Source organism: Micromonospora auratinigra, from assembly GCF_900089595.1.
In the GTDB taxonomy this organism is placed as follows: domain Bacteria; phylum Actinomycetota; class Actinomycetes; order Mycobacteriales; family Micromonosporaceae; genus Micromonospora; species Micromonospora auratinigra.
In genome coordinates, this window is record NZ_LT594323.1 from 1068525 (window position 1) to 1091883 (window position 23359).

A 23359-nucleotide genomic window follows, 5' to 3' on the forward strand; every position below is an offset into this window, starting at 1 on the left:
GAAAGGACGGGCACGCCTACCCGGCCCTCTGTCCATAAAACCAGGCGAGAGCGGAGAATTCGGTCAGTTCGCCGGTAGCATCGCCCAGACGACCTTGCCGGCACCCGCCGGGACACTGCCCCAGCGCTGCGCCAGCTCGCGGACCAGCATCAGCCCCCGGCCGCCCTCGGCCCGCAGGTCGCGGCCGGTCAGGGCCCGGGCGTCGGCCGGGCTGCCGTCCATCACGGCGACCCGCAGGTACGGCCGTTGCAGGGTCAGCGTCACCTGCATCGGCGTGCCGGCGTGCCGGACCACGTTGCCGACCAGTTCGCTCAGCACCAGCGAGGCGGGGCCGGCCAGCTCCGGCACGTTCCACCGGCCACAGGCGTCGGTGACCAGCTCCCGGGCCCGCCGGCAGGCCCCGGCGACCGGCTCCAGCCGGACCCGCAGCCGGGGTGCCACCGTCTCCCCGGCCAGCGCGGTCGCCTCGGCGCAGTCCCGGCGCACCGGCACCACCCGGCAGACGGCGGACGCGGCGAGCCGGTCGGCCACCTCCCGCGGCGGGGCGCAGAGCACCATCGGCACGGCCGGCCAGTCCGCGGCCCGCCGCGCGGCGGCCGCGAAGACGGAGAGTGCCAGCGGGTCGAGCACGCTGAGCTTCTCCAGGTCGACGACGAGCGCGTCGGGCAGCGCGGCCAGGCAGTTCTCCAGCACCGCGTGCACCGACCGCATGGTGCCCAGATCCAGCGCACCCGCGAACCGGACGACGGTGACCGGCGACTCGTCGCGGACCTCGCACCTGATCCGGGTCGACATCGTGGGCCCTCGTTTCGGTCTCGTCCGTGGAGCCATCGAGGTACCCCGGCCGCCCGGCGGCGAAACCGGACCGACCGCCCGTCCGCCGCTGGTCAGCGGCGATTCAGGTCACGTGTGGTGAGCAGCCCGAGACCGATCATGCCGAGCCCCAGCAGCAGGTGCAGCCAGTTGTCGGCGCCGTTGACCGGGATGAAGTTCGCGCCGCTGCCGTGGTCGACCACCAGGCCGTAGAGCCACAGCACGAGATAGATCGCGCCGCCACCGACCAGGAAGGTCCGGGCCCCGGTGACCGTCTTGGACATCATCAGCCCGGCCACCCCGAAGAGCAGGTGCACGACGTTGTGCAGCACGGAGACCTGGAACACGCCGAACAGCTCCGCGCCCGACCCGTGCCCGGCGAAGCGGATGTCGCCGTAGCTGGTGGTGACCCCGGGGATGAAGCCCAGCACCCCGATCACCAGGAAGAGCACGCCGACGGCCGAGGCGGCCCGGCGGGACGCCGCGCGACCGTCGGCCGGGTTGCGCCGCCCGCGCGAGTGGGCCATCGAGTTCGTCATGCCGGCCTCCTCACCTGGCAGGGGACCGGGCGGCATTCCCTCGACCACCGGTGGCAAACGCGACCGGCCCGACCGCGCGGGGCGACCGGGCCGGTGGACGGTACGACTCAGGCGGGCTGCAACGGCCGTGCGGCCTGCTGCCGGACCCGCTCGTACAGCTCGACGTAACGCTGCGCCATCACCGCCGGGGTGAACCGGGTGGCCGCCTCCCGCCGGCACTCGTCCGGGTCGAGCAGGCCGGCCGCCATGACCAGGTCGCCCAGCTCCTCCTCGTCGGTGGTGAGCAGCCCGGTGCGACCGTGCTCGATCAGCTCCGGCAGGCAGCCCCGGGCGGTGGCCACCACCGGCGTGCCCAGGGCGAGCGACTCGACCACCGCCGTGCCGCCCGGCTCCTCCCAGCGCAGCGGGAACAGCGACGCGCGCGCCCCGGCCAGCAGGTCGTCGCGCTCCTGGCCGGCCACCGTGCCGACCCAGCGGACCAGTTCCCCGTCGACGTGCGGCGCCACCTGGTCGTAGAAGAACCGGACGTCCGGGTTCTGCCGGGCCTCGTCGCCGGCCGCCGCCAGGTCCTCCGGCCGGTGGTACGGCCCGACCGGGCCGGCGAGCACCAGCGGGAACCCGGCCTGCTGGGCCAGCCGGGCCCCCAGGTCCTGCCCCTTGCCGGGGTTGATCCGGCCGAGGATGAGCAGGTAGTCGCCCTTCTCGGTGGCCGGCCGGCGGTCCGCGTCCACCGCGAGCGGGGTGGACAGGTGCACGTGCCCGACCGAGTGGTCGCGCAGCGCCTGCGGCGCGCGGGCGAGCTGGGAGGCGGAGACGCCGTTGACCCGGACCCGCTCGCCGGCGTCGAGGTTGCCGTACAGCTCGGGGTGTTTGGCCAGGTCCCAGTGCAGGGTGTGCAGCACCGGCGGGCCGTCCGGGCCCATCGCCGCCATGGTGGCCAGGCCGACGGCCTCGACGTGGTCGTGCACGAGGTCGATGTCGTCGCGGCGGTGCAGTTCCCGGACCACGCCGGACAGGTGCGCCTGGGACACGCCGCAGACCTGGTTGTAGGGGCGCTGCAGGGCGTGGAACTGCCCGTCCGGGAAGACCGAGATCTTCTCGTCCACCGGCAGCGTGCTGGTCTCCACGGAGGCGAGCACCACCCGTACCCCCAGCTTGCGCAGCTCCGGCACGAGCGTGGCCACGACGTTCTCGATCCCGCCGTAGCCGGGGGGCGGGACGGACAACCACGGACCCGAATTCATCAGGACGGTGAGACTCATGGTGCGGTGTTCCTTCCCTCGGCGGCGCCCCCGTCGGCCTTCCGCCCGCCAGCGACCGGTCGCACCGACCGGCCGTCGTCCGCCGGCCCGGTGGACCGGCTCCTGTCACCGTGGCCCGTGGGCCTCACGCCGCGACCCGCCGCCGGGGAACCCGGTGGCGCAGCTGCGCCAGCGGCGGGCGCTCCTCGATCGACACGTCGTTGACCACGATCTCCCGTTCCAGGTTCGGCAGCGTCTCGGAGCCGCCCCGGCGGAACTGGGTCAGCAGCGCGGCCGGCGCGGTGCCCGGCGCGGCCCAGCCCCGCCGTTGCAGCCGGTTCCAGGCGGTGAGCATGATCTGCGCGGACATCCGGCCCAGCGCCTCGGTGTCCTGGTGCCGGTGCTTGCGCTCGCCCAGGTCCACCTGGGCCAACGCGTCCAGCCCGACCAGCTCCAGCAGGTCGATCAGCATGGCCGTCTCCACCCCGTACCCGGAGACGAACGGCACCTGCTCCAGCACCTCCCGGCGGCCGGCGTACTCGCCGGCGAGCGGCTGCACGAAGCCGGCCAGCTCCGGCCAGAACAGGTTGAGCAGCGGCCGGGCCATCAGCTCGGTCACCCGGCCGCCGCCGTCGGTCTCCACGCCGGTCGCCCGGACCAGCGGCCGGTGGTAGAAGCCCTTGACGAAGTCGACCGACGGGTCGGTCAGCAGCGGACCGATCAGCCCGGTGACGAAGTGCGGCCGGAACTCGCGCAGGTCGGCGTCGACGAACGCGACCACGTCACCCTCGGCCGCGGCCAGGCCGGCCCAGAGCGCGTCGCCCTTGCCGGTCAGCCGGGGCAGTCCCCGGGTCATCGCGTCCTGGCTGACCACCTCGGCCCCGGCGGCCCGGGCCACCTGCGCGGTCCGGTCGGTGGACCGGGAGTCGACCACGATCAGTTCGTCGACCAGCGGCACCCGGTCCATCAGGTGCTCCCGGATCGTCGACACGATCGCGCCGACGGTGGACTCCTCGTTGCGGGCCGGCAGCACGACGCTGACCCGGTTCTCCCCCTTGGCCCGCACGAGTCGCCGGGCCGGCCAGTCCTCCGCGGATGTGGTGCGGTAGGTGGCCCATGCCTCCACCACCGGTGAGACGGTCGATTCTGTATCCCGCACGGGCACCCCCTGGTTCGTGGCGGAAACGCGGATTCTGTTTTCCCTATTCGTCGCCCGCGCTAACCGGATCATGCCTAACAGCTTGATCACGACCGGCGCACGGGCCGGTTCCCCCCGCGTGAACGTTTGATTGCGCAGCCGGCAGGGGAGAGCAGACCCGAGTTGTTTCAATCGCGGCGAGAGGGTCGACGGAATATGCGCACGTGCCGGGTGGGACTGGTAGGGGCCGGCGGGGTGGCGCAACGCCATGCCAAGGTATTGACGGGCTTCGAGGACGTGGAACTGCTGGGAGTGACCGACGTCGCCCGGGACGCGGCGGAGGCGCTCGCCGGGACGCACGGGGCGCGCACCTTCGCCGACGTGGACGCACTGCTCGCCGCCGGCCCGGACGCCGTGTACGTCTGCGTGCCGCCGTTCGCGCACGGTCCGGTCGAGGAGGCGGTGATCGCCGCCGGCGTGCCGATGTTCGTGGAGAAGCCGGTGGCGGTGGACCTGGAGACCGCCGAGCGGATCGCCGACCTGGTGCAGCAGCGCGGGCTGCTCACCGGCGTCGGTCACCACTGGCGTTACCTGCACGTGGTCGAGGAGGCGCGCCGGCTGCTCGCCGACCGTCCGGTGCGGATGGTCAACGGCGCCTGGCTGGACAAGGTGCCGCCGGTGGCCTGGTGGGCCCGGCGGGACCGCTCCGGCGGCCCGGTGGTCGAGCAGGCCGCGCACGTGCTGGACCTGGTCCGGCTGCTGGTCGGGGAGGCCACCGAGGTGACCGCGTACGGCGACGGGACCCCGCCGCCGGTGGAGGGGGCCGACATCGACTCGGTCACCGCGGCGACGCTGCGCTTCGCCTCCGGGGCGGTGGGCACCCTCACCGCCGCCTGCGTGCTCACCTGGAAGCACCGGGCCGGGCTGGAGATCCTGGCCGACGGGCTGGCGCTGTCGCTGGCCGAGGACGGGCTGACCATCCGCGACGCCGACGGCGAGCGGCACCTGCCCGCCGACCCGGACGGCGCCCGGGTGGCCGTCGACCGGGCCTTCGTCGACGCGGTGCGGGGCGTCGGCGACGACGTCCGGGTGCCGTACGCCGAGGCGCTGCGCACCCAGCGGCTGGCCCTGGCGGTGGCCGAGTCGGCGCGGACCGGACGCAGTGTGGCGCTGCCCACCGGGCCGGCCGCCCGGCTCACTCCGGCCGTGGCCGACGCCGCGCCGGCCGAGGGGGTGACCGTCGATGCGTGACCGGGTGGTGGTGGTGAGCGGGCCGGGTCGCGTCGAGCTGGTCGAGCAGGACGCGGCCGAGCTGCCCGAGGGCTCCTTCCGGGTGGAGACGCTCTACAGCGGGGTCTCCGCCGGCACCGAGCTGAGCTTCGTCAAGGGCACCAACCCGTACCTGCACGTCACCTGGAACCCGGGGCTGGGCCTGTTCCAGCCCGGCGAGGCCAGCACGCCGTACCCGGTCAGCCGGCTGGGCTACATGCAGGTCGGTCGGGTGGTGGAGAGCCGGACCCCGGCGGTGCCGGTCGGCACGGTGGGCGCGATGACCTACGGGCACCGCAGCGGCTTCGTCGCCGACCCGCTGGCCGAACGGTTCGTCGCGCTCCCCGACGACCTGGACCCGATGCTCGGCGTGTACGTGGCCCACATGGGACCGATCTGCGCCAACGGCCTGCTGCACGCCGCCGCCGACCTGTGCGGCACCGACGTGCGCTCGCTCGGCGACGGCGTACGCGGGCGCCGGGTCGCGGTGGTCGGCAGCGGCGTCGTCGCGCTGCTCACCGCGCTCTTCGCCCGCCGGCACGGTGCCGCCTCGGTGGTGGTCCTCGACCCGACCCCGGCGCGCCGGGAGGTCGCCGAGGCGCTCGGGCTGGAGATCCTCGACCCGGAGGCGGACGACCCGGCGGTGGTGCTCAAGACCCGGTGGAACCACGCCGCCGGGGACCGGGGCGCCGACGTGGTGTTCCAGTGCCGGGGCCAGGCCTGGGCGTTGCAGCTCGCGCTGCGCCTGCTGCGCCCCCAGGGCACCGTCATCGACCTGGCCTTCTACCAGGCGGGCGCGGACGAGGTCCGGTTCGGTGAGGAGTTCCACCACAACGGGCTGTCGCTGCGCTGCGCCCAGATCGGGCGGGTGCCGCGCGGGCTCGCCCCCACCTGGGACCGGGAGCGGCTCTCCGCCGAGACGATCGAGCTGCTGCGCCAGTACGGCGACCAGATCCGCAAGCACCTCGTCTCGGCGGTGGTGCCGCTGGACGAGGCGCCGGCGCTGCTGACCGACCTGGCCGAGCGCCGCCGGTCCGAACTCCAGGTGGTGTTCACCGGCTGAGCCTGCGCGGGGGCCCGCTACCGTGCTGCCATGACCACGAACGCCGGCCGGGCCCCCGGATTCGCCGCCCTGCTGCCCTACCTGCGCGCCCACCGCGGCACCCTCGTCGCGGTGGGCGCGTTGTCGCTGGCCGGCGCGGCGGCGTCGCTGGGCCAGCCGCTGCTCACCCGGCTGGTGCTCGACCGGATCACCGCCAGCCGCCCGGCCGGCACCCTGGTCGTCGCCCTGGTGACGCTGGTGCTGCTCGGCGCCCTGCTCGGCGGGGTCCGCGACTACCTGCTCCAGCGCACCGCCGAGGGGCTGGTGCTGGGTACCCGACGGCGGCTCGCCGGGCACCTGCTGCGGCTGCCGATCGCCGAGTACGACCGGCGGCGCACCGGCGACCTGCTCTCCCGGGTCGGCGCGGACACCACCCTGCTGCGGGCCGTGGTCACCTCCGGGCTGTTCGAGACGGTCACCGGCGCGGTCATGGTGCTCGGCGCGGGCACCGCGATGCTGCTGCTGGACCCGCTGCTGTTCGGGGTGACCCTGGCCGCCGTGGCGGTGGGGGTCGGCTTCGCGCTGACCTTCGCCCGGCGGGTGCGGGGCCTGGCCCGGCAGGCCCAGGAGCGGGTGGGCGAGATGACCTCGGCCGTGGAGCGGGCGATCTCGGCGGCCCGGACCATCCGGGCCAGCCGGGCCGAACGCCGCGAGGCCGCGACGGTCACCGACAGCGCCACCGAGGCGTACGCGGCCGGACTGCGGGTGGCCCGCGCGCAGGCCGTGGTCGGCCCGGCCGGGACGGTCACCGTGCAGGGCGCGTTCCTGCTCGTGCTGGCGGTCGGCGGGGCCCGGGTGGCCTCCGGCGCGCTCGGCGTCGGCGACCTGGTGGCCTTCGTGATGTTCCTGTTCTTCCTGGTGCTGCCGCTCGGCCAGGCGGTGCACGCGTACACCCAGTTGCAGAGCGGTTTGGGCGCGCTGGCCCGGATCGAGGAGATCCTGGCGGTGCCGGCGGAGGGGGCGGACGACCGCCCGGCCCGGGCGGCGGCCCGGCCGGCCGGCGGGGCCCCGGCGGCTCTCGCGTTCGACCGGGTCGACTTCGCCTACCCCGGCGGCGCGCCGGTGCTGCACGAGGTGAGCTTCACCGTCCCGGCCGGCACCCGGACCGCGCTGGTCGGCCCCTCCGGCGCCGGCAAGTCCACCCTGCTCGCCCTGGTCGAGCGCTTCTACGAGGTCACCGGGGGCGCCCTGCGCCTGGACGGCACCGACGTGCGGGACCTGCCGCGCGACGTGCTGCGGGCCCGGCTCGGCTACGTCGAGCAGGAGGCGCCGGTGCTCGCCGGCACGCTGCGCGAGAACCTGCTGATCACCACCCCGGACGCCGGGGAGGACCGGCTGCGCGCGGTGCTCGCCGAGGTCAACCTCGCTCACCTGGCCGAGCGGACGCCGCAGGGGCTGGACGTGCCGGTCGGTGAGGGCGGCGTGCTGCTCTCCGGCGGGGAGCGGCAGCGACTGGCCATCGCCCGGGCGCTGCTGGCCGGGCCGCCGGTGCTGCTGCTCGACGAGCCGACCAGCAACCTCGACGCCCGCAACGAGGTGGCGCTGCGCCGGGCCATCGACGCGGTGGCGGTGCGCCGGACCCTGCTGATCGTGGCGCACCGCCTCTCCACCGTCGTGGACGCCGACCAGATCGTCGTCCTCGACGGCGGCCGGGTGGTCGCGGTCGGCACCCACGACGAGCTGACCTCGACCAGCCCGCTCTACCGCGAGCTGGCCAGCCATCAACTGCTCGTCAGCTGACCGGACAGACCGCCGCTGAGCTGCCCGAACGGCGACAAGACCGGACAGTGCGCGAACCCTGCGCCAGCCGGGGGTCACAATCGGCTCCGGTTCGCGTACCGTTGCCGCTCATGGGTGTGTCGCAACGCGTGAAGAGCAGGTTCCGCCGGTTCCTCCAGCGCCCGGGGACGACGGTCGACCTGGCCCCGCTGGAGAAGCTGCTGCCGGCGATCGAGGCGCGCGAGGAGGAGCTGGAGAAGCTCTCCGACGCCGAGCTGACCGAGGCCGCCGGCCGGGCCGAGGGGTACGAGGAACTCTGCGCGATCGGCCGTGAGGCGGCCCGGCGCGGGATCGACCAGCGGCCGTACGACGTCCAGCTGCTGGGCGCGATGGCGCTGCTCTCCGGCAAGGTGGCCGAGATGGCCACCGGTGAGGGCAAGACGCTCACCGCGACCGTCGCCGCGTACGGCCACGTGCGGCTGGGCAACGGCCCGGTGCACGTGCTCACGGTCAACGACTACCTGGCCCGCCGCGACGCCGAGTGGATGGAGCCCGTCTACACCCTGCTCGGGCTCACCGTGGGCTGGGTCAACGAGGCGTCGACGCCCGAGGAGCGGCGCGCCGCGTACGCCTGCGACGTCACCTACGTGTCGGTCAGCGAGGCCGGCTTCGACTTCCTGCGCGACCAGCTCGTCACCGACCTGGCCGACCGGGTGCAGCCGCCGCTGAAGACCGCGATCGTGGACGAGGCCGACTCGATCCTGATCGACGAGGCCCGGGTGCCGATGGTGCTGGCCGGCGCGGTGCCGGGCGAGCAGGACCCGGTGCACGCCGCCGCCGCGCTGGTCCGGGGCCTGCGCAAGGGCCGGCACTACACCGTCGCCGAGGACGGCCGCAGCGTCGCCTTCACCTCGGCCGGCCTGGCCACCGTCGAGGCCAAGCTCGGCGGCATCGACCTGTACGACGAGGAGCACGTCGGGCAGCTCTCCGCGGTCAACGTGGCGCTGCACGCGCACGCCCTGCTGCACCGCGACGTCGACTACATCGTCCGGGACGACACCGTCGAGCTGATCGACGAGATGCGCGGCCGGGTGGCCCAGCGCCGCCGCTGGCCGGACGGGCTCCAGGCCGCGGTCGAGGCGAAGGAGGGCCTGGACGCCAGCGCCGAGGGCGAGGTGCTGGGCACCGTCACCGTGCAGGCGTACATCGCGCTCTACCCGACGGTCTGCGGGATGACCGCCACCGCGGTGCTGGTGGGCGACCAGCTGCGGGAGTACTTCGGCCTCGAGGTGGCGGTGATCCCGCCGAACACCCCGTGCATCCGTGCGGACGAGACGGACCGCATCTACGCCACCCGGGCCGAGAAGGAGGAGGCGCTGATCGACGAGATCCGGCGCTGCCACGAGGCCGGTCGCCCGGTGCTGGTCGGCACCCTCGACGTCAAGGAGTCCGAGGGCCTGGCCGCCGGGCTGCACGCGGCCGGGGTGTCCTGCGTCGTCCTGAACGCCAAGAACGACGACGAGGAGGCGGCGATCATCGCCGAGGCCGGCGCGTACGGCGCGGTGACCGTCTCCACCCAGATGGCCGGCCGGGGCGTCGACATCCGGCTCGGCGGCAGCGACCAGGCCGACCGGGAGCGGGTCGCCGAGCTGGGCGGTCTCTACGTGATCGGCAGCGGCCGGCACGACAGCCGCCGGGTGGACGACCAGCTGCGCGGCCGGGCCGGCCGGCAGGGTGACCCGGGTGGCTCGGTCTTCTTCGTCAGCCTGGAGGACGACCTGGTCGTCCGGCACGCCGGCGACACCGTGCCGCCGTCGCCGCGGATGAACGCCGACGGCCTGGTCACCGACCCGCAGGTGGACTACGCGGTGGAACACGCGCAGCGGGTCGCCGAGGGGGTCAACCACGAGATCCACCGCAACACCTGGCGCTACAGCCAGGTGATCGAGCAGCAGCGCAAGGCGCTCGCCGAGCGGCGGGAGCGGCTGCTGACCAGCGACATCGCGGCGCTGATGCTGCTGGAGCGGGTGCCCGAGAAGGCCGGCGAGATGGACGAGGACCTGCTCGCCGAGGTGGCCCGCTCGATCGCCCTCTACCACCTGGACCGGCTCTGGGCCGAGCACCTGGCCGAGCTCTCCGAGGTCCGGGAGGGCGTGCACCTGCGGGCGCTGGGCCGGCTGGACCCGCTGGACGAGTTCCACCGCAGCGCGGTGCCGGCGTTCAACGCGCTGATGCCGGAGATCGAGACGCGCACCATCGTCACCTTCGAGGAGACCGAGTTCGACGACGGCTGGGAGCCGGACGCCTCGAAGCTGGTGCGGCCGAGCGCCACCTGGACGTACCTGGTGCACGACAACCCGTTCGGCTCGGAGCTGGACCGGCTGATCGCCTCGGTCGGGCGGCGGCTCATCTCCGGTTCGCGCTGACGTTCCGCGAGGGGTCCCATCCGTTGGGTAATCGACGGATGGGACCCCTTTGCGCGGTTTCGATCCTGGTTTGCGAGGGTAGTAGGCCTGGGCTTCGGATCAGGGAGATGGGAAGCGGATGCGACAGGCAACGACGCCGGACCGACGCACCGCGGGCACGGTGGAGGCCGTGACCCGGTGAACCTCGACATGCGCGAACCGATGAGCGACACGCTCGGGGTCCTGGAGACCGCCGCCCTGCTGCGCGAACTGACCGCCGGGCTGATCGCGGTCACCGACTTCGACGAGGCGTTGCGGGAGCTGGTCCGGATCGCCCGGGACGCCGTACCCGAGGTGGCCAGCTGCGGGTTCACCGCCCTGCGGGCCGGCGAGCCGGCCGGGGTGGCCGCCTCCGACCCGGAGCGCGCCGAGCTGGACGACCTGCGGCACGGCCCGGACACCCCGGCGCTGGCCGCCATCCACCGGCGGGACATGGTCACCGCGCCGGACCTCGACCGGGAGACCCGCTGGCCCGGCTGGACCGACCGGGCCCGCGCGCTCGGCGTGCACGGCGTGATCTCCGCCCCGGTCGACGTCGACGAGCAGGTCATCGGCGCGATCAACCTCTACGCCGCCGCCCCCGACGTGCTCACCACCCGGCACCAGCTCACCGCGATGCTCCTCGCCGAGCACGCCGGCCTGCTGCTGGCCGCGGTGCGGGACCGGGAACGGCAGGCCGCCCGGGCCGGGCAGCTCGACGCGGCGCTGCTGGAGGAGGGCGTGGTGGGGCAGGCGATCGGCGTGATCATGACGCAGCGCGGCTGCCCGGCCCCGGACGCCCTGGCCGTGCTGCGCAGCGCGGCCTCCTCGTTGGACATTCCGCTGCGCGAGGTCGCCGAGCGGCTGGTGCTCACCGTCTCCCGGCCCAGGGACAACTGAGCGACACTCGTTTCACGCAGGTGGCCCCCGGGTAGCACCCTGGACCGGTGAGCTGATCCGATGCTGACCTGATGTGGGGGAGGAACCGATGGAGAGCCGACTGCGGGTGCAGGGGCACCCCATCCAACCGATGCTGGTGACGTTCCCGTTCGGACTCTTCGTCAGCGCCGCGGTCTTCGACCTGGCCGACGTCGCCGGCGGGCCGGCCTTCCTCGGTGAGGTGGGCTACTGGACGGCCGTCGCCGCGCTGGTCGCCGCCGGCCTGGCCGCCGTCGCCGGCATGGTGGACCTCTGGGACGTCCGGGCCGGCCGGACCCGCCGGACCGCCGTCACGTTCAATCTGGTGAACGCCGCGATGGCCGGGCTGTTCCTGCTGACCTGCCTGATCCGGGCGCACGCGCCGCAGCGCGGCGCGACCGGCGGCCAGCTCGCCACCGAACTGCTCGCCCTGGCCGTGGGGTCGGTGGGGGTGTGGTTGGGCGCCAAGCTGATGCGCCAGTTCGACCGCAGCCGCCCGGCCGAGCCGAGCGCGTTCGAGTCGTTCGGCGACATCCCCGGCGCCACCGTGGAGATCGTCCGCCCCCGGGCCTGAGCCGGGAAATCCGTTGCCGCCCACCGCCGGCCCCGGCAGGGTCGGCGGGGTGAGCGCCGACGACTTCGAGGACCTGCTGGCCGAGGGGGCCGCCGCGCCGGTCGAGGGCTGGGACTTCGGCTGGGCCGACGGGCGGGCCACCGAGGAACGCCCGCCCTGGGGCTACGCCCGGCTGATGGCCGCGCGGATGGCCGACGCCGGGGCGGCGCTGGACATCGACACCGGCGGCGGCGAGGTGCTCGCCGGGATCCCCGCCCCGCCGCCGCTGCTGGTCGCCACCGAGGCCTGGCCGCCGAACGTGGCGGTGGCCCGCCGTACGCTGGCCGGCCTCGGCGCGAGCGTGGTCCGGGTGGCCGAGCGACCGCCGCTGCCGTTCCGGGACGCCTCGTTCGACCTGGTGGTCAGCCGGCACCCGGTACGGACCTGGTGGGACGAGATCGCCCGGGTGCTGCGCCCCGGTGGCAGCTACCTGTCGCAGCAGATCGGGGCCGGCACGGTCCGGGAGCTGAGCGAGGCGATCCTCGGACCGCTCCCGCCGCCGGCCGACCGGCACACCGGTCCGGCGGTGGCCGCCGCCGAGGCCGCCGGGCTGCGGGTGGTGGACCTGCGGACGGCCACCCTGCGGACGGTCTTCCACGACATCGCCGTGGTGGTCTGGTTCCTGCGCAAGGTGATCTGGACGGTGCCCGGCTTCACCGTCGAGGCGTACCGCCCGGAGCTGCGCCGGTTGCACGACCGGATCCGCGCCGAGGGCCCCTTCGTCGCGCACGCCCGGCGCTTCCTCATCGAGGCCCGTCGCCCCTGACGTCGGGTCGGTGTACGCGGGCGTGGTGGGCGGCGAGCACGTCCGCGCCGAAGTCGCCGGCCGGGCGACGCAGCACGGTGTGCGCGTGGTTGCCGTCGTCGGCGGTGTTGTCGTACTCGATCAGCAGGTCGTCGCCCTGCACCCGGTAGTAGTGCCGCGCCCCGGCCCGGGGCGGGCCGGCCCAGGCGAAGTGCAGCCGGCCGCCGTCGAGCCGGGCCGCCTCCCGGGCGGCCAGCTCCGGTGGCAGCCGGTCCAGGTAGAGCGCGACGAGCCGGTGCAGCAGCGCCCGGCCGCTCGGGCCGAGCCGGTCGGCGGGCGCCCCGAGCGGTTCGAGCCGGCCGGGCGCGTCCGGCCGGGTGGCGCTGATGATGTCGTCGGGCGCCTCGTCGGCGATCACGGCGGCGGCCCGGCCCGCCGGCCCGAGCGCGTCGAGCAGGTCCAGGGCCAGGTCCTCCTCGGGCCCGAGCGGGCGGGACACCGGCCGGCCGGCGTGCCGGACCGTCGCCGGGTTCGCGCCGAGGAAGAGCGGCGCGGGGGAGACCCGGTCGTCGACCACGGTCATGCTCACCGACAGGTGGTGGCCCTCGAACCGCCAGCCCCACCGGTCGTCGCGGGTCGGGTCGCCGAAGACCGCCACCCAGTAGTCGCCGCTGTGCCGGCCGCGCCGCCAGCCCTCCGCCCGGTCGAGCACCTCCTCCAGTGCGACCACCGCCATCGCCTGGGCGTACGCGCCGGGGCTCAGCGCGGTCGCCAGCAGCCGGTGCGCGGCCTTGCGGGCGGCGGTGTCCAGGTCGGCCAGGGCGACCCCGGGGCGGGGCCGGGGCCGGTACTCCAGCCGGCGGCGGGCGTCGTCGTCGAAGTCGTGCCGGGCCCGCTGCCGGGCCGGTTCGTCGAGCGCCGCCAGCAACGCGCCGGCCGCCGTCCGCATCTGCTCGGGTACGGGATCCTCCACCGCCCCTGTATACCGTCCCGCGCCCGGCCGCGCCCGGATCCCGCCGGAGCGGGTCAGCCGCGGCCGAGCGCGGCGAGCATCTCGGGCAGGTCGAAGAAGCGGGCGGTCTCGGCCGCCGACGGGTCGCCGTGGTCCGGGTCGGCGCCGGCGTCCAGCAGCGCGCGGACCGCCTCGTGGTTGCGCCGGAACACCGCCGCGGCGAGCGCGGTCTGCCCCCGGTCGTTGACCCGGCCGGGGTCCGCGCCCCGGGCCAGCAGCGCGGTCACCGTCGCCGGGTGGGCGTGGTACGCGGCCAGGATCAGCAGGGTGTCGCCCTTGCCGTTGGTCAGGTTGACCGGCAGCCCCGCGTCGACCTGCCCGGCCAGTTCGTCCGTCGCGCCGGCCCGGGCCAGGTCGAACATCCGGTGCGCGAAGGCGATCGTCTCCGCGTCGAGGTCGTCGGGCATTCGTCCAGGTTACGGCGGAGCCGGGCGCTCCGCCTGATAGCTTGCCCACCCGGCACGGGAGGTGCGGATGGACGATCGGGTGTACGTCGGCAACGCCGGAGTGGACGGCGCGACCGACGCGGGGTGGCTGCTCGGCCACTTCAAGCCGCCCGGGGACGTGCGGCACAGCACCGAGGTCGAGGTGAAGTGGGGCGTGCACCCGCCGGGGGAGGCCCGGTCGAGCTGGGCGACCGGTGAGCGGCGTACCGCCCTGCTGGTGCTGGTCAGCGGCGCGTTCCGGATCGAGCTGCCCGACCGCACGGTGGTGCTGCGCCGGCCCGGTGACTACGTGGTGTGGGGCCGGGGCGTGGACCACTCCTGGTACGCCGAGCGCGAGTCGGTGGTGCTGACCGTCCGCTGGCCGTCCCTGCCCGGTTACCGGGTGGCCCCGCCGGTGCTGCGCTGAGCCGGCCCGCCGGCCCCGTCCCAGCATCCGGTATTACCTACTAAACCTATAGGGTTTGCCGGCTAGAGTGACGGGGCACGCGCCGCTCCACACCGTGAGGACGACCGCCGATGACCGCCACCGACCCGTCCGACCTGCTCACCGTCGCCGCCCACTGGGCCGACCCGACCGGTTGGCCGGTCCCGCTGCGCTTCGACCGGTCCGAGCGGTGGTACGCCCGGCTGCACGCCGACGACGCGCACGAGGTCTGGGCGTTGAGCTGGCTGCCCGGCCAGGGCACCGACCTGCACGACCACGGTGGCTCCTCGGGGGCCTTCCTGGTGGTGGCCGGCACCCTCACCGAGGAGACGGTCAGCGGCGGCCGGCTGCGCCCGCACCGGCTCGCCGCCGGGGCCGGCCGGCGCTTCGGTGCCCGCCACGTGCACGTGGTCACCAACCGCGACGACCAGCCGGCGGTGAGCGTGCACGTCTACCGGCCGGCGCTGCGCCGGATGACCCGCTACCACCTCGTCGCCGGCCGGCTCCGGGTCGCCGAGGTGGCCGAGGCCGGGGTGGCCTGGTGACACGCCCGCCCCGGTCCCCGTACCCCCCGATCCGCACCACCCGGAAGGACGCGACGATGCCGCCGACCCAGACCCGTACCGAGAGCTGTCCGGTCCCACCGCCCGGCTCGCGGGGCATCGACGAGATCCTCGCCGCCGCCCGGGCCCGGCTGCGCCGGCTCGACCCCGAGCAGGCCCACGTCGCCGGCCGGCGCGGGGCGCTGCTGGTCGACATCCGCCCCGCCGGCCAGCGCGCCGCGCACGGCACCGTCCCGGGGGCGCTCACCGTGGAGCGCAACGTCCTCGAGTGGCGGTTCGACCCGCGTTGCCCGGCCCGGCTGCCGCAGGCCGTCGACTACGACGTCCCCGTGGTGGTGCTCTGCCAGGAGGGCTACACCTCCTCGCTGGCCGCCGCCGCCCTGCAGGACCTCGGCCTGCACCGGGCCACCGACGTGGTCGGCGGCTTCGCCGCCTGGCGCATCGCCGGCCTGCCCACCCTCGGCCCCACCCCGCTGCTCCGACCCTCGTCCGCCGCGCCCCCGGTCACCGCCGGTCGGGCGTGACCACTGACCGCCACGCGCCACCCGCGTGGCGGACGACGACCTCCGGTAGTGGCGCGGCGCCAGTCGCGCCGAGCCGGAGTCGTCGCAGTGACCGCCAGCTCAGGAGGCATTCTCATGTCCGTCGTCGCCATCTCCCCGCGCCCGCACCGGCCCGCCCGCACCGGGCCGCCCCGGCCGCGTACCGCGCCGACCCTGACCGTCACCCTGGACCTGGGCGCGGGCGCGCTGACGCCCGGCCTGGCCCGCCTGGTCGCGCTGCTCGACGAACTCGCCGCGACCGGTGAGGGGGTGGTGCGCACCGAGGAGCGCGAACCCGCGCGCACCGTGGTCGACCTGCGCCCCGCCGCCGCGCCCGCCCCGGCGCCGCCGGCCGCCGAACCCGACGGACCGCAGACGGTACGCATCCTGGCCGGCGTCCGGACCGTCCACCTCGGCGGCCGGGAGATCCCGCTCACCCGGATCGAGTACGACCTGCTGCTCTTCCTCGCCGAGCACCCGCGCCGGGTGTTCAGCCGCCTCCAGCTGCTGTCCCAGGTCTGGGGGTACGAGCACGCGGTGGCGCGCACCGTGGACGTGCACGTACGCCGGCTGCGGGCCAAGCTCGGCGTCGACACCCCGCTGGTGACCACGGTGTACGGCGTCGGTTACCGACTCGCCGACGAGGCGCGGATCGTGGTCGACCACGAGCACTGAACAGGCGACGATCCCGGCGCGGCGCACCCGGTCCACGGGTGCGCCGCGCCCGTGTCCGGACCGGGTGCACCGGCCAATGTGAACCGGTCGGGGACCCCCCGTACCGGGTCGACCTGCCGCTCTGCTGTAATCATCTGGCTCGTACGCAGAGCGAGCACACGGCTCCGATGTGTTCGTCAATTGTCACATTCATGCAACGCAGCCGCCCCTTGACCCCCGCACGGGTGCCGGGAAGCATCGATGAAGCGGCGTCCCGGGCCGTGGGGAGATACCCGGACCAGCCAAGGAGGACCATGTCGGTCAGCCCCGCCTCGTCGCGCGCCGGATGGCATACGTCCCAACCTGCGGTCCCCGGTCGCCCGCCCGCCAATCAGCGCCGCCCCGCGAACACGGCCACGCCCGTGCTCACCGTCACCCTCAACATCCCGCTGGCCAACGAGGAGGCGCTCACCCCGGCCGCCCGCCGGCTCCTGGACGCCGCGCGTGAGCTGCTGGAACGCGGCGACGCGGTGATCTCCACCGGCCCCGCGCCGGGGGAGCGCCGGCCCGACCCGGTGCCGGCCGGGCGAGCCCCCGGGCGGTCGCTCGCCCCGACCATCCCGACCCTGCACATCCTGGCCGCCTCCCGGTCGGTGCTGCGCGACGGCGAGCCGCTGCCGCTCACCCGGCTGGAGTTCGACCTGCTGCTGCACCTGGTCGCCCATCCGCGCCGGGTGTTCACCCGACTGCAACTGCTCAACGCCGTCTGGGGGTACGAGCACGCCGGCGTCCGCACCGTCGACGTGCACGTCCGCCGGCTGCGCGGCAAGGTCGGCGTGGACGTACCACTGGTCACCACCGTCTACGGTGTCGGCTACCGGCTCGCCGACGACGCCCGCGTCACCATCGACCGCACCGGCTGAGCAACCCCGCACACCGCACGGCCCGGCCGCCCCGGCCCGCCACCCGCACCGACGTCGCCCGGACGGAGCCCCGACCGCCCGGCCGATCAGGTGGTGGCCCGACCGGCCGCCGGGCAGGATGGTCGGATGCGCGTCCGGCCGATCACTCCCGAGCTGCTGGTGGCGGAGCTGGCCGACCGGCTCGCCGCCACCGCCGTGTCCGGCCGGCTGCGGGTGGCCGTGGACGGCCCGCCCGCGGCCCGCCCCGACGCGCTCGCCGCCGCCCTGGTCGACCCGCTGCGCGCGGCCGGCCGCCCGGTGCTGCACGTGCGCGCGGCGGACTTCCTGCGCCCGGCCTCGGTCCGGCTGGAACACGGCCGGACCAACCCCGACGCGTACTACGAGGGGTGGATCGACGAGGTGGGGCTGCGCCGGGAGGTGCTCGAACCGGCCGGACCGGACGGCTCCGGGCGGCTGCTGCCGACGCTCTGGGACGCCGAGGCCGACCGGGCCAGCCGGGCCGGTTACGTCACGCTGCCACCGGGCGGGGTGGTGCTGGTCAGCGGGGCCCTGCTGCTCGGCGGGAGCCTGCCGTTCGACGTCACCGTCCACCTGGTGCTCTCCCCGGCGGCGCTGGACCGGCGGACCGATCCGGAGCAGCGCTGGACCCTGCCGGCGTTCGCCCGCTACGCCGACGAGGTGGCCCCGGCATCCTTCGCCGACGTGGTGGTCCGCGCCGACGACCCCCGCCATCCCGCCCTGGTCACGCCGGCCTGACCCGGCCCCTCGGGGTGGCCGGACCGATCCGGACTCGCCGGCGGAAAAGAACGCGGAATTCTCCGGTTTGAGGCGCGCAGGGGACGGGTAATCGCCCGGCTCACAGAGCACGGTTGATCTCACCCGTGCCCATCATCGGACCGACACCGTCCGGGGCGCTCGCGCCCCGGATCGGCATGAGGCCCCAGAAAGGCAGGCAGCGATGCTCGTCCAGGACACGGTGGCCACGGGCCGCTCCCAGGCGGAGGTCGACCGCATCCGGCAGTCCCTGCAGTCGCGGTACGACGAGCTGACCGGCGAGTACGAGCAGGCCGTGCAGCAGAGCCAGGTGCTGCGGCTGGTCGAGATCGGCGACACCGCCGGCGACGACCAGGCCGACAGCGGCACCAAGACCGCCGAGCGGGACACCGCCCAGTCCCTGCTGCGCACCATCCTGCACCGGCGGGCCCAGTTCGAGCACGCGCTCACCCGCCTCGACGAGGGCACCTACGGCTTCTGCGAGGGCTGCTCGGCCCCGATCCCGGTGGAGCGGCTGGAGATCTTCCCCTCCGCGACCGCCTGCGTGACCTGCAAGCAGACCCGGGAGCGGCGGGCGGCCTGAGTGCCGTCCGAGTTGCCGGTCGGTCCCGCACCGGGTGGACTCACCTGATGGGCGACATCCTGGTGGGCACCGCCTCGTGGACCGATCGGACCCTGCTCGACTCCGGCTGGTACCCGCAGACCGCCGACACCCCGGAGAAGCGGCTGGTGTACTACGCCCGCCAGTTCCCGCTGGTCGAGGTGGACGCCACCTACTACTCGCCGCCCGCCGAGCGGACGGCGCGGCTGTGGGCGGAGCGCACCCCGGCCGGCTTCACCTTCAACGTCAAGGCGTTCAGCCTGCTGACCGGGCACCCGACCCGGGTCGGCGCGCTCTACAAGGACCTGCGCCCGGATACGGAGAAGAAGAACCTCTACCCGGACGACCTGCCGCCGCAGGCGTACGAGGAGGTCTGGACGCGCTTCCTGTCCGCCCTCGACCCGCTGGTCGAGGCGGGGAAGCTGGGTGCCGTGCTGTTCCAGTTCCCGCCGTGGTTCACCATCAAGCGGGAGAACAAGCAGTACCTGCTGGAGGTGGCGAAGCGCTGCGCGCCGCTGCGCCCGGTCGTCGAGTTCCGGCACGCCTCCTGGTTCGCCGGGGACAACGCCGAGGAGACGTTGGGCTTCCTGCGCCGGCACGAGCTGCCGTTCGTCTGCGTCGACATGCCCCAGGGGCACAAGTCGTCCGTACCCCCGGTGCTGGCCGCCACCGCCGCGGACCTGGCGGTGGTGCGCTTCCACGGGCACAGCGACAAGTGGACCAGCAAGGACATCCACGAGAAGTTCGGCTACGACTACTCCGACCGGGAGCTGCGCGACTGGGCCCCGAAGCTGCGCGAGCTGGCCGGCGAGGCCGAGCGGACGCACGTACTCATGAACAACTGCTACCGCGACCACGCCCAGCGCAACGGTGCCCGGTTGCGCGAGTTCCTCGACGCCGACTGAGCGTTCACCCGCCCCGGGTGAGGGCGGCTCACCCCACCGCGGTGCAGCATGGACGGTGACGCGGTCGCCTCGACCGGCGCGACCGCGCGGTCGACAGGAGGTGGGCCATGACGGTACGGGTCGTAGCGGATCGACGCCGTGGTGGGGTGCTGCACGTGGTCGGCAGGTCCGACCCGCCCCGTCGGGGCGAGCGGCCCGGTCGGTTCAGCCCGACCCGGCTCTGGCGCGGGCCCAGCGGGCCGCCGCGCCGCTCCGACGACCGACGCTGGGAAACCGACGCCCGGGGGTGAGCACATGGCTGAGCAGCTGATTTCCGCATTCGAGTCGTCGCTGGACAAGACCAACGTGATCCTCAAGGAGATCGAGTCGGCGTACGGCTGGCCGAAGGAGCAACGCAACCAGTCCTACGCCGCGCTGCGGACCGTGCTGCACCTGTTGCGCGACCGGCTGCCGGTGTCGGAGAGCGCCGAGTTCGCCCAGCAGTTGCCGGTGCTGGTGCGCGGCATCTACTTCGACGGCTGGCAACCGGAGAACGTGCCGATCAAGCTGAACCGCGACGACTTCCTCTACGAGGTCCGTCAGGGCTTCCCGTACGACGTGCAGGGCGGTCCGCAGCGGGTCGTGCAGGTGGTGCTGGACACCCTGCGCCGGCACGTGACCCAGGGCGAGTGGCAGGACGTCAAGTCCGCGATGCCACAGGACCTCGGCCGGATGATTCCCTGACCGGAGTAGCCGCCGCCCGCCCCGCCGCGCCGGTGGGGCGGGCCGCCGGCTCCCGCCCGTCCCGGTACTGCCAGCGTGCCGACCAGGAGCATCGCCGGCCCCTACCCGATCGGGAAGACCTCGAACGCGGTGCCGTACCGGACGCCGAGGCGGGTCCCGGCCGGCCGGGACATCCCCTCCAGGAACTCCTCCGCGTCGAAGCCGCCGTCGCCGAGCCCGCTCAGGTACGCGCCGTGCGCGCGCAGCGACGCCACGCCCCGGTCGAAGGTGGCGGTGACGTCCACCCCGTGCCGGGACAGCGGCGAGCCGGCCGCCCACACCTCGCGGACGCCCGACCACGGCTGCCCGCCGTCGGCCAGCTGCTCCGGGAAGATCCACCGGTTGCCGGCGTCGCGGACCGCGTCCAGGGTGGCCCGTCCGCAGGCGATGTGGTCGGCCTGGTTCAGCGCGGCCGACCCGTCCCAGGTGTCGCGGAAGTTGTTGGTGAGCACGATCTCCGGGCGGTGCCGGCGGATCACCTCGGCGATCGTGCGGCGCAGCGCGACCCCGTACTCCAGGATCCCGTCGGGCAGGCCGAGGAACTCGACGGTGTCCACCCCGACCACGGCGGCGGAGGCCCGCTGCTCCTCCTCGCGCAGCACCCGGCTGCGCTCCGGCGGCATCCCGTCGATGCCGGCCTCGCCGCTGGTCAGCATCGCGTAGACCACCTCCTTGCCCTGGCCGGTCCAGCGGGCCACCGCGGCGGCGGCGCCGAACTCCAGGTCGTCGGGGTGGGCCACCACGGCCAGGGCCCGCTGCCAGTGCTCGGTCAGCGGCGTCAACGGTTCCGGCTGTCCCATGCGTACCTCCCTGGAGCCCTATCCTGGCACCGCCCGGCGCAACCCGCGACCTGCGGCGACGGGCGGTCCGGCCGGGGGAGCCGAATCGCCCGTCCCGGCGGGCCGCGACCTCTACGGTGTGGTTAGAGAAGATCGCGTGTGGGGTACCACCCGCTGCACGACGGACCCCGACCTACGACGGGGCGGCACACCCGAGGGAGCACACCCATGGCACTCAACGACGATGACATGCAGACCACCAGCGGCGGCGGCCTGGAGGGCCCGGCCGACGGTGGCGCGACCCCGGGTCACCAGGACGGTGGCGCCGACGGCGGTGCCGAGGGTCCGGCCGACGGTGGCGCGACCCCGGGTCACCAGGACGGCGGCGCCGACGGTGGCGCGGAGGGTCCGGCCGACGGTGGCGCGACCCCGGGTCACCAGGACGGCGGCGCCGACGGTGGCGCGGAGGGTCCGGCCGACGGTGGCGCGACCCCCGGCCAGCGCGACGGTGGCGCCGACGGCAGCGCCGTCTGACGCGACGCCATGACGTACCTCGACCCGCCGGGCGGCCACGGCCGCCCGGCGGTTCCGTCTTCCGCGACCGACGCCCTCGCCCGCTGCGTGGCGGTGGAGCCGGCCAAGTTCGCCGCCGACCACTGGGGGCGCAGCCCGCTGCTGTCCCGCGCCGCCGAGCTGCCCAACCGTGCCGGCTTCACCGACCTGCTCAGCCCCGCCGACGCCGACGAGCTGCTCAGCCGACGCGGACTGCGTACCCCGTTCCTGCGGGTGGCCAAGGACGGCCAGCTGGTGCCGGCGGCCCGGTACACCGGCGGCGGTGGCGCGGGCGCCGAGATCGGGGACCAGGTCCTCGACGAGAAGATCCTGGCGTTGTACGCCGACGGCGCGACCCTGGTGCTGCAGGGCCTGCACCGGATCTGGCCGGCGCTGGTCGACTTCGCCCGCGACCTGGGCACCGCGCTGGCCCAGCCGCTCCAGGTCAACGCCTACCTGACCCCGGCCGGCAGCCAGGGCTTCGCCACCCACTACGACACCCACGACGTCTTCGTGCTCCAGGTCGACGGCCGCAAGCACTGGCGGATCCACCCGCCGGTACTGCCCGACCCGCTGGAGAAGCAGCCGTGGGGCGGACGCGCCGACGAGGTCGCCGCCACCGCCGACGGGCAGCCCGCGCTGGACGTGGTGCTCGCCCCGGGAGACGCGCTCTACCTGCCGCGCGGCTGGCTGCACAGCGCTCAGGCACAGGAGTCCAGCTCGCTGCACCTGACCATGGGCATCCGGGCACTGACCCGCTACGCCCTGGTCGAGGAGCTGCTGGCGCTCGCCGCCGAGGACCCGCGGCTGCGCGCCGGGCTGCCGTTCGGGCTCGACGTCGCCGACCCGGACGCGGTCGAGCCGGAGCTGACCGAGACCGTGGAGGCGCTGCGCGACTGGCTGCTGCGGGCCGACCCGGCCGCCGTGGCGGCCCGGTTGCGCTCGCGCGCCTGGCCGGCCGCCCGCCCCGCGCCGATCCGGCCGCTGGCACAGGCCGCCGCGCTGGCCGCGCTCACCCCGGACAGCCGGGTCGCGGTCCGCGCCGGCCTGCGCCGGCAGCTCACCCCGACCGGGGACGGCCGGGTGGCGCTGCGCCTGGTCGACCGGACCGTCACCCTGCCCGGCACCTGTGAGCCGGCGCTGCGCGCGCTGCTCACCGGCGACGTCACCCGCGTCGGCGACCTGCCCGGCCTGGACGACGACGCCGACCGGCTCGTGCTGGTCCGCCGCCTGCTCAAGGAGGCCGTCCTCACCCCGGCCTGACCCTGCCCACCGCGGCCGTCCCCGCGCCGGCCCGACCCTGCTCACGGAGGGGGACCGATGCAGGTGGCGGTATGCGGCCCGGCCGACGCCACGCCGACCGAGCCGGCCCACGCCCGCCGGGTGGGGGAGCTGCCGGCCGATCATGACTCCTGTCCGCCGAACGGACGCCGGGCGCCGGCCGCCGGCCGCCGGGGCGCCGCCCGTCGGGCCGCGTCGGTTCAGTCGGTGGCTGCCCGGTGCGCGGCGGCGAGGCGTTTCGGGGCACGGGCGTACCAGGCCTCGGTGATCAGTTCGGTCAGCTCGGGCACACCGATCCGGTCCAGGCGGACCAGCACCGACGGATGGCCGTCGAAGTGCGGGGTGGTGAAGTAGACCGCCGGGTCGTCGGCGAGCAGGGCCTCCTTGACGCCCAGGTCCGGCACCCGGGCGCCGAGGACCGGGCCGTCCGGGGCGGCGGCGCCGAGGGCCGCCCGGTCGGTGCCGCGCAGCGGCCGGTCCCAGACGAAGAGCTTGTCCCGCACCCGCCAGGCGGGCAGGTCGTCGTGGCTGCCCCGCTCGGTGGTCTCCGGCAGGGCCAGCGCGATCCGGCGTACGTCGTCCCAGCTCGCCATGGGGCCG

General features: G+C 74.9%; 26 protein-coding genes. 18 read left to right on the top strand and 8 right to left on the bottom strand.

Translation table 11 applies throughout. From position 1 onward, the window contains the following. Positions 1 to 63 precede the first annotated feature (63 nt). From GA0070611_RS04800 to GA0070611_RS04815, 4 genes are all read right to left on the bottom strand, one after another. On the bottom strand, positions 64 to 795 hold the full coding sequence (locus GA0070611_RS04800; protein WP_091658061.1) for an ATP-binding protein: 732 nt from the start codon (positions 793 to 795) through the stop codon (positions 64 to 66). A gap of 92 nt (positions 796 to 887) precedes the next feature. Beyond that, a complete protein-coding gene (locus tag GA0070611_RS04805) occupies positions 888 to 1340 on the bottom strand; it encodes a DUF4383 domain-containing protein (RefSeq protein WP_231921466.1) in 453 nt (150 codons plus the stop codon). Between the two features lie 119 nt (positions 1341 to 1459). Beyond that, on the bottom strand, positions 1460 to 2614 hold the full coding sequence (locus GA0070611_RS04810) for a glycosyltransferase (protein ID WP_091658068.1): 1155 nt from the start codon (positions 2612 to 2614) through the stop codon (positions 1460 to 1462). Positions 2615 to 2738: 124 nt separating this feature from the next. Beyond that, positions 2739 to 3719, bottom strand: coding sequence for a glucosyl-3-phosphoglycerate synthase (locus GA0070611_RS04815; protein ID WP_231921467.1), 981 nt, complete (start codon positions 3717 to 3719; stop codon positions 2739 to 2741). Positions 3720 to 3947: 228 nt separating this feature from the next. Here GA0070611_RS04815 and GA0070611_RS04820 point away from each other — a divergent pair, with 228 nt between their 5' ends. From GA0070611_RS04820 to GA0070611_RS04850, 7 genes are all read left to right on the top strand, one after another. Continuing rightward, a complete protein-coding gene (locus GA0070611_RS04820) occupies positions 3948 to 4982 on the top strand; it encodes a Gfo/Idh/MocA family protein (protein WP_091658075.1) in 1035 nt (344 codons plus the stop codon). Next, complete coding sequence (locus GA0070611_RS04825) at positions 4975 to 6063, top strand: zinc-binding dehydrogenase (protein WP_091658078.1); 1089 nt, start codon at positions 4975 to 4977, stop codon at positions 6061 to 6063. The genes GA0070611_RS04820 and GA0070611_RS04825 overlap by 8 nt, the downstream gene beginning before the upstream one ends. Positions 6064 to 6093: 30 nt before the next feature. Further along, positions 6094 to 7842, top strand: a complete 1749-nt coding sequence (locus GA0070611_RS04830) for an ABC transporter ATP-binding protein (protein ID WP_091658081.1) — start codon at positions 6094 to 6096, stop codon at positions 7840 to 7842. A gap of 110 nt (positions 7843 to 7952) precedes the next feature. Then, entirely contained in the window at positions 7953 to 10247 is a 2295-nt protein-coding gene (gene secA2 / locus GA0070611_RS04835) for an accessory Sec system translocase SecA2 (protein ID WP_091658084.1), read from the top strand. Positions 10248 to 10424: 177 nt separating this feature from the next. Then, complete coding sequence (locus tag GA0070611_RS04840; protein ID WP_091658088.1) at positions 10425 to 11165, top strand: GAF and ANTAR domain-containing protein; 741 nt, start codon at positions 10425 to 10427, stop codon at positions 11163 to 11165. An 88-nt stretch (positions 11166 to 11253) separates the two neighbouring features. After that, entirely contained in the window at positions 11254 to 11757 is a 504-nt protein-coding gene (locus GA0070611_RS04845) for a DUF2231 domain-containing protein (RefSeq protein ID WP_091658094.1), read from the top strand. A 49-nt stretch (positions 11758 to 11806) separates the two neighbouring features. Beyond that, entirely contained in the window at positions 11807 to 12562 is a 756-nt protein-coding gene (locus GA0070611_RS04850) for a class I SAM-dependent methyltransferase (protein WP_091672482.1), read from the top strand. On the opposite strand, the gene GA0070611_RS04855 is transcribed toward GA0070611_RS04850, so the two are convergent. Together GA0070611_RS04855 and GA0070611_RS04860 are read right to left on the bottom strand one after the other, a co-directional pair. Beyond that, entirely contained in the window at positions 12540 to 13514 is a 975-nt protein-coding gene (locus tag GA0070611_RS04855; protein WP_197675854.1) for a DUF3500 domain-containing protein, read from the bottom strand. The two genes, GA0070611_RS04850 and GA0070611_RS04855, sit on opposite strands and share 23 nt — an antisense overlap. A 53-nt stretch (positions 13515 to 13567) precedes the next feature. Further along, positions 13568 to 13960, bottom strand: a complete 393-nt coding sequence (locus GA0070611_RS04860) for an ankyrin repeat domain-containing protein (RefSeq protein WP_091658103.1) — start codon at positions 13958 to 13960, stop codon at positions 13568 to 13570. A 67-nt stretch (positions 13961 to 14027) separates the two neighbouring features. On the opposite strand from GA0070611_RS04860, the gene GA0070611_RS04865 reads away from it, so the two are divergent. The 9 genes from GA0070611_RS04865 to GA0070611_RS04910 all read left to right on the top strand — a co-directional run bounded on the left by GA0070611_RS04865 (position 14028) and on the right by GA0070611_RS04910 (position 20108). After that, positions 14028 to 14405, top strand: coding sequence for a cupin domain-containing protein (locus GA0070611_RS04865; RefSeq protein ID WP_091658105.1), 378 nt, complete (start codon positions 14028 to 14030; stop codon positions 14403 to 14405). Between the two features lie 110 nt (positions 14406 to 14515). Then, entirely contained in the window at positions 14516 to 14968 is a 453-nt protein-coding gene (locus GA0070611_RS04870; protein ID WP_091658108.1) for a cysteine dioxygenase, read from the top strand. Positions 14969 to 15024: 56 nt separating this feature from the next. Continuing rightward, on the top strand, positions 15025 to 15510 hold the full coding sequence (locus tag GA0070611_RS04875) for a rhodanese-like domain-containing protein (protein ID WP_091672484.1): 486 nt from the start codon (positions 15025 to 15027) through the stop codon (positions 15508 to 15510). Between the two features lie 114 nt (positions 15511 to 15624). After that, positions 15625 to 16203, top strand: a complete 579-nt coding sequence (locus GA0070611_RS04880; protein WP_091658112.1) for a winged helix-turn-helix domain-containing protein — start codon at positions 15625 to 15627, stop codon at positions 16201 to 16203. A gap of 293 nt (positions 16204 to 16496) precedes the next feature. After that, entirely contained in the window at positions 16497 to 17105 is a 609-nt protein-coding gene (locus tag GA0070611_RS04885) for a winged helix-turn-helix domain-containing protein (RefSeq protein ID WP_091658120.1), read from the top strand. Positions 17106 to 17231: 126 nt separating this feature from the next. Continuing rightward, entirely contained in the window at positions 17232 to 17861 is a 630-nt protein-coding gene (locus tag GA0070611_RS04890) for a nucleoside/nucleotide kinase family protein (protein ID WP_091658124.1), read from the top strand. Positions 17862 to 18063: 202 nt separating this feature from the next. Further along, positions 18064 to 18462, top strand: a complete 399-nt coding sequence (locus GA0070611_RS04895) for a TraR/DksA family transcriptional regulator (RefSeq protein WP_091658127.1) — start codon at positions 18064 to 18066, stop codon at positions 18460 to 18462. Between the two features lie 47 nt (positions 18463 to 18509). Beyond that, on the top strand, positions 18510 to 19385 hold the full coding sequence (locus GA0070611_RS04900) for a DUF72 domain-containing protein (RefSeq protein WP_091658131.1): 876 nt from the start codon (positions 18510 to 18512) through the stop codon (positions 19383 to 19385). 294 nt (positions 19386 to 19679) lie between these two features. After that, entirely contained in the window at positions 19680 to 20108 is a 429-nt protein-coding gene (locus GA0070611_RS04910) for a DUF2267 domain-containing protein (protein ID WP_091658140.1), read from the top strand. Between the two features lie 101 nt (positions 20109 to 20209). Here GA0070611_RS04910 and GA0070611_RS04915 read toward each other — a convergent pair whose 3' ends face one another. Continuing rightward, entirely contained in the window at positions 20210 to 20947 is a 738-nt protein-coding gene (locus GA0070611_RS04915) for a PIG-L deacetylase family protein (protein WP_091658145.1), read from the bottom strand. A gap of 207 nt (positions 20948 to 21154) precedes the next feature. Between GA0070611_RS04915 and GA0070611_RS04920 the strand changes: the two genes are divergently transcribed. Then, positions 21155 to 21460 (top strand): hypothetical protein, encoded by a 306-nt coding sequence (locus GA0070611_RS04920; protein WP_091658148.1) that lies wholly within the window; start codon positions 21155 to 21157, stop codon positions 21458 to 21460. A gap of 9 nt (positions 21461 to 21469) precedes the next feature. Then, the gene (locus GA0070611_RS04925) at positions 21470 to 22741 is read left to right on the top strand and encodes a cupin domain-containing protein (protein ID WP_091658153.1); all 1272 of its coding nucleotides are present in this window, start codon (positions 21470 to 21472) and stop codon (positions 22739 to 22741) included. A 218-nt stretch (positions 22742 to 22959) separates the two neighbouring features. Here the strand turns inward: GA0070611_RS04925 and GA0070611_RS04930 are convergent, their stop codons facing one another. After that, positions 22960 to 23352 (bottom strand): MmcQ/YjbR family DNA-binding protein, encoded by a 393-nt coding sequence (locus GA0070611_RS04930; RefSeq protein ID WP_091672486.1) that lies wholly within the window; start codon positions 23350 to 23352, stop codon positions 22960 to 22962. Positions 23353 to 23359: the final 7 nt, after the last annotated feature.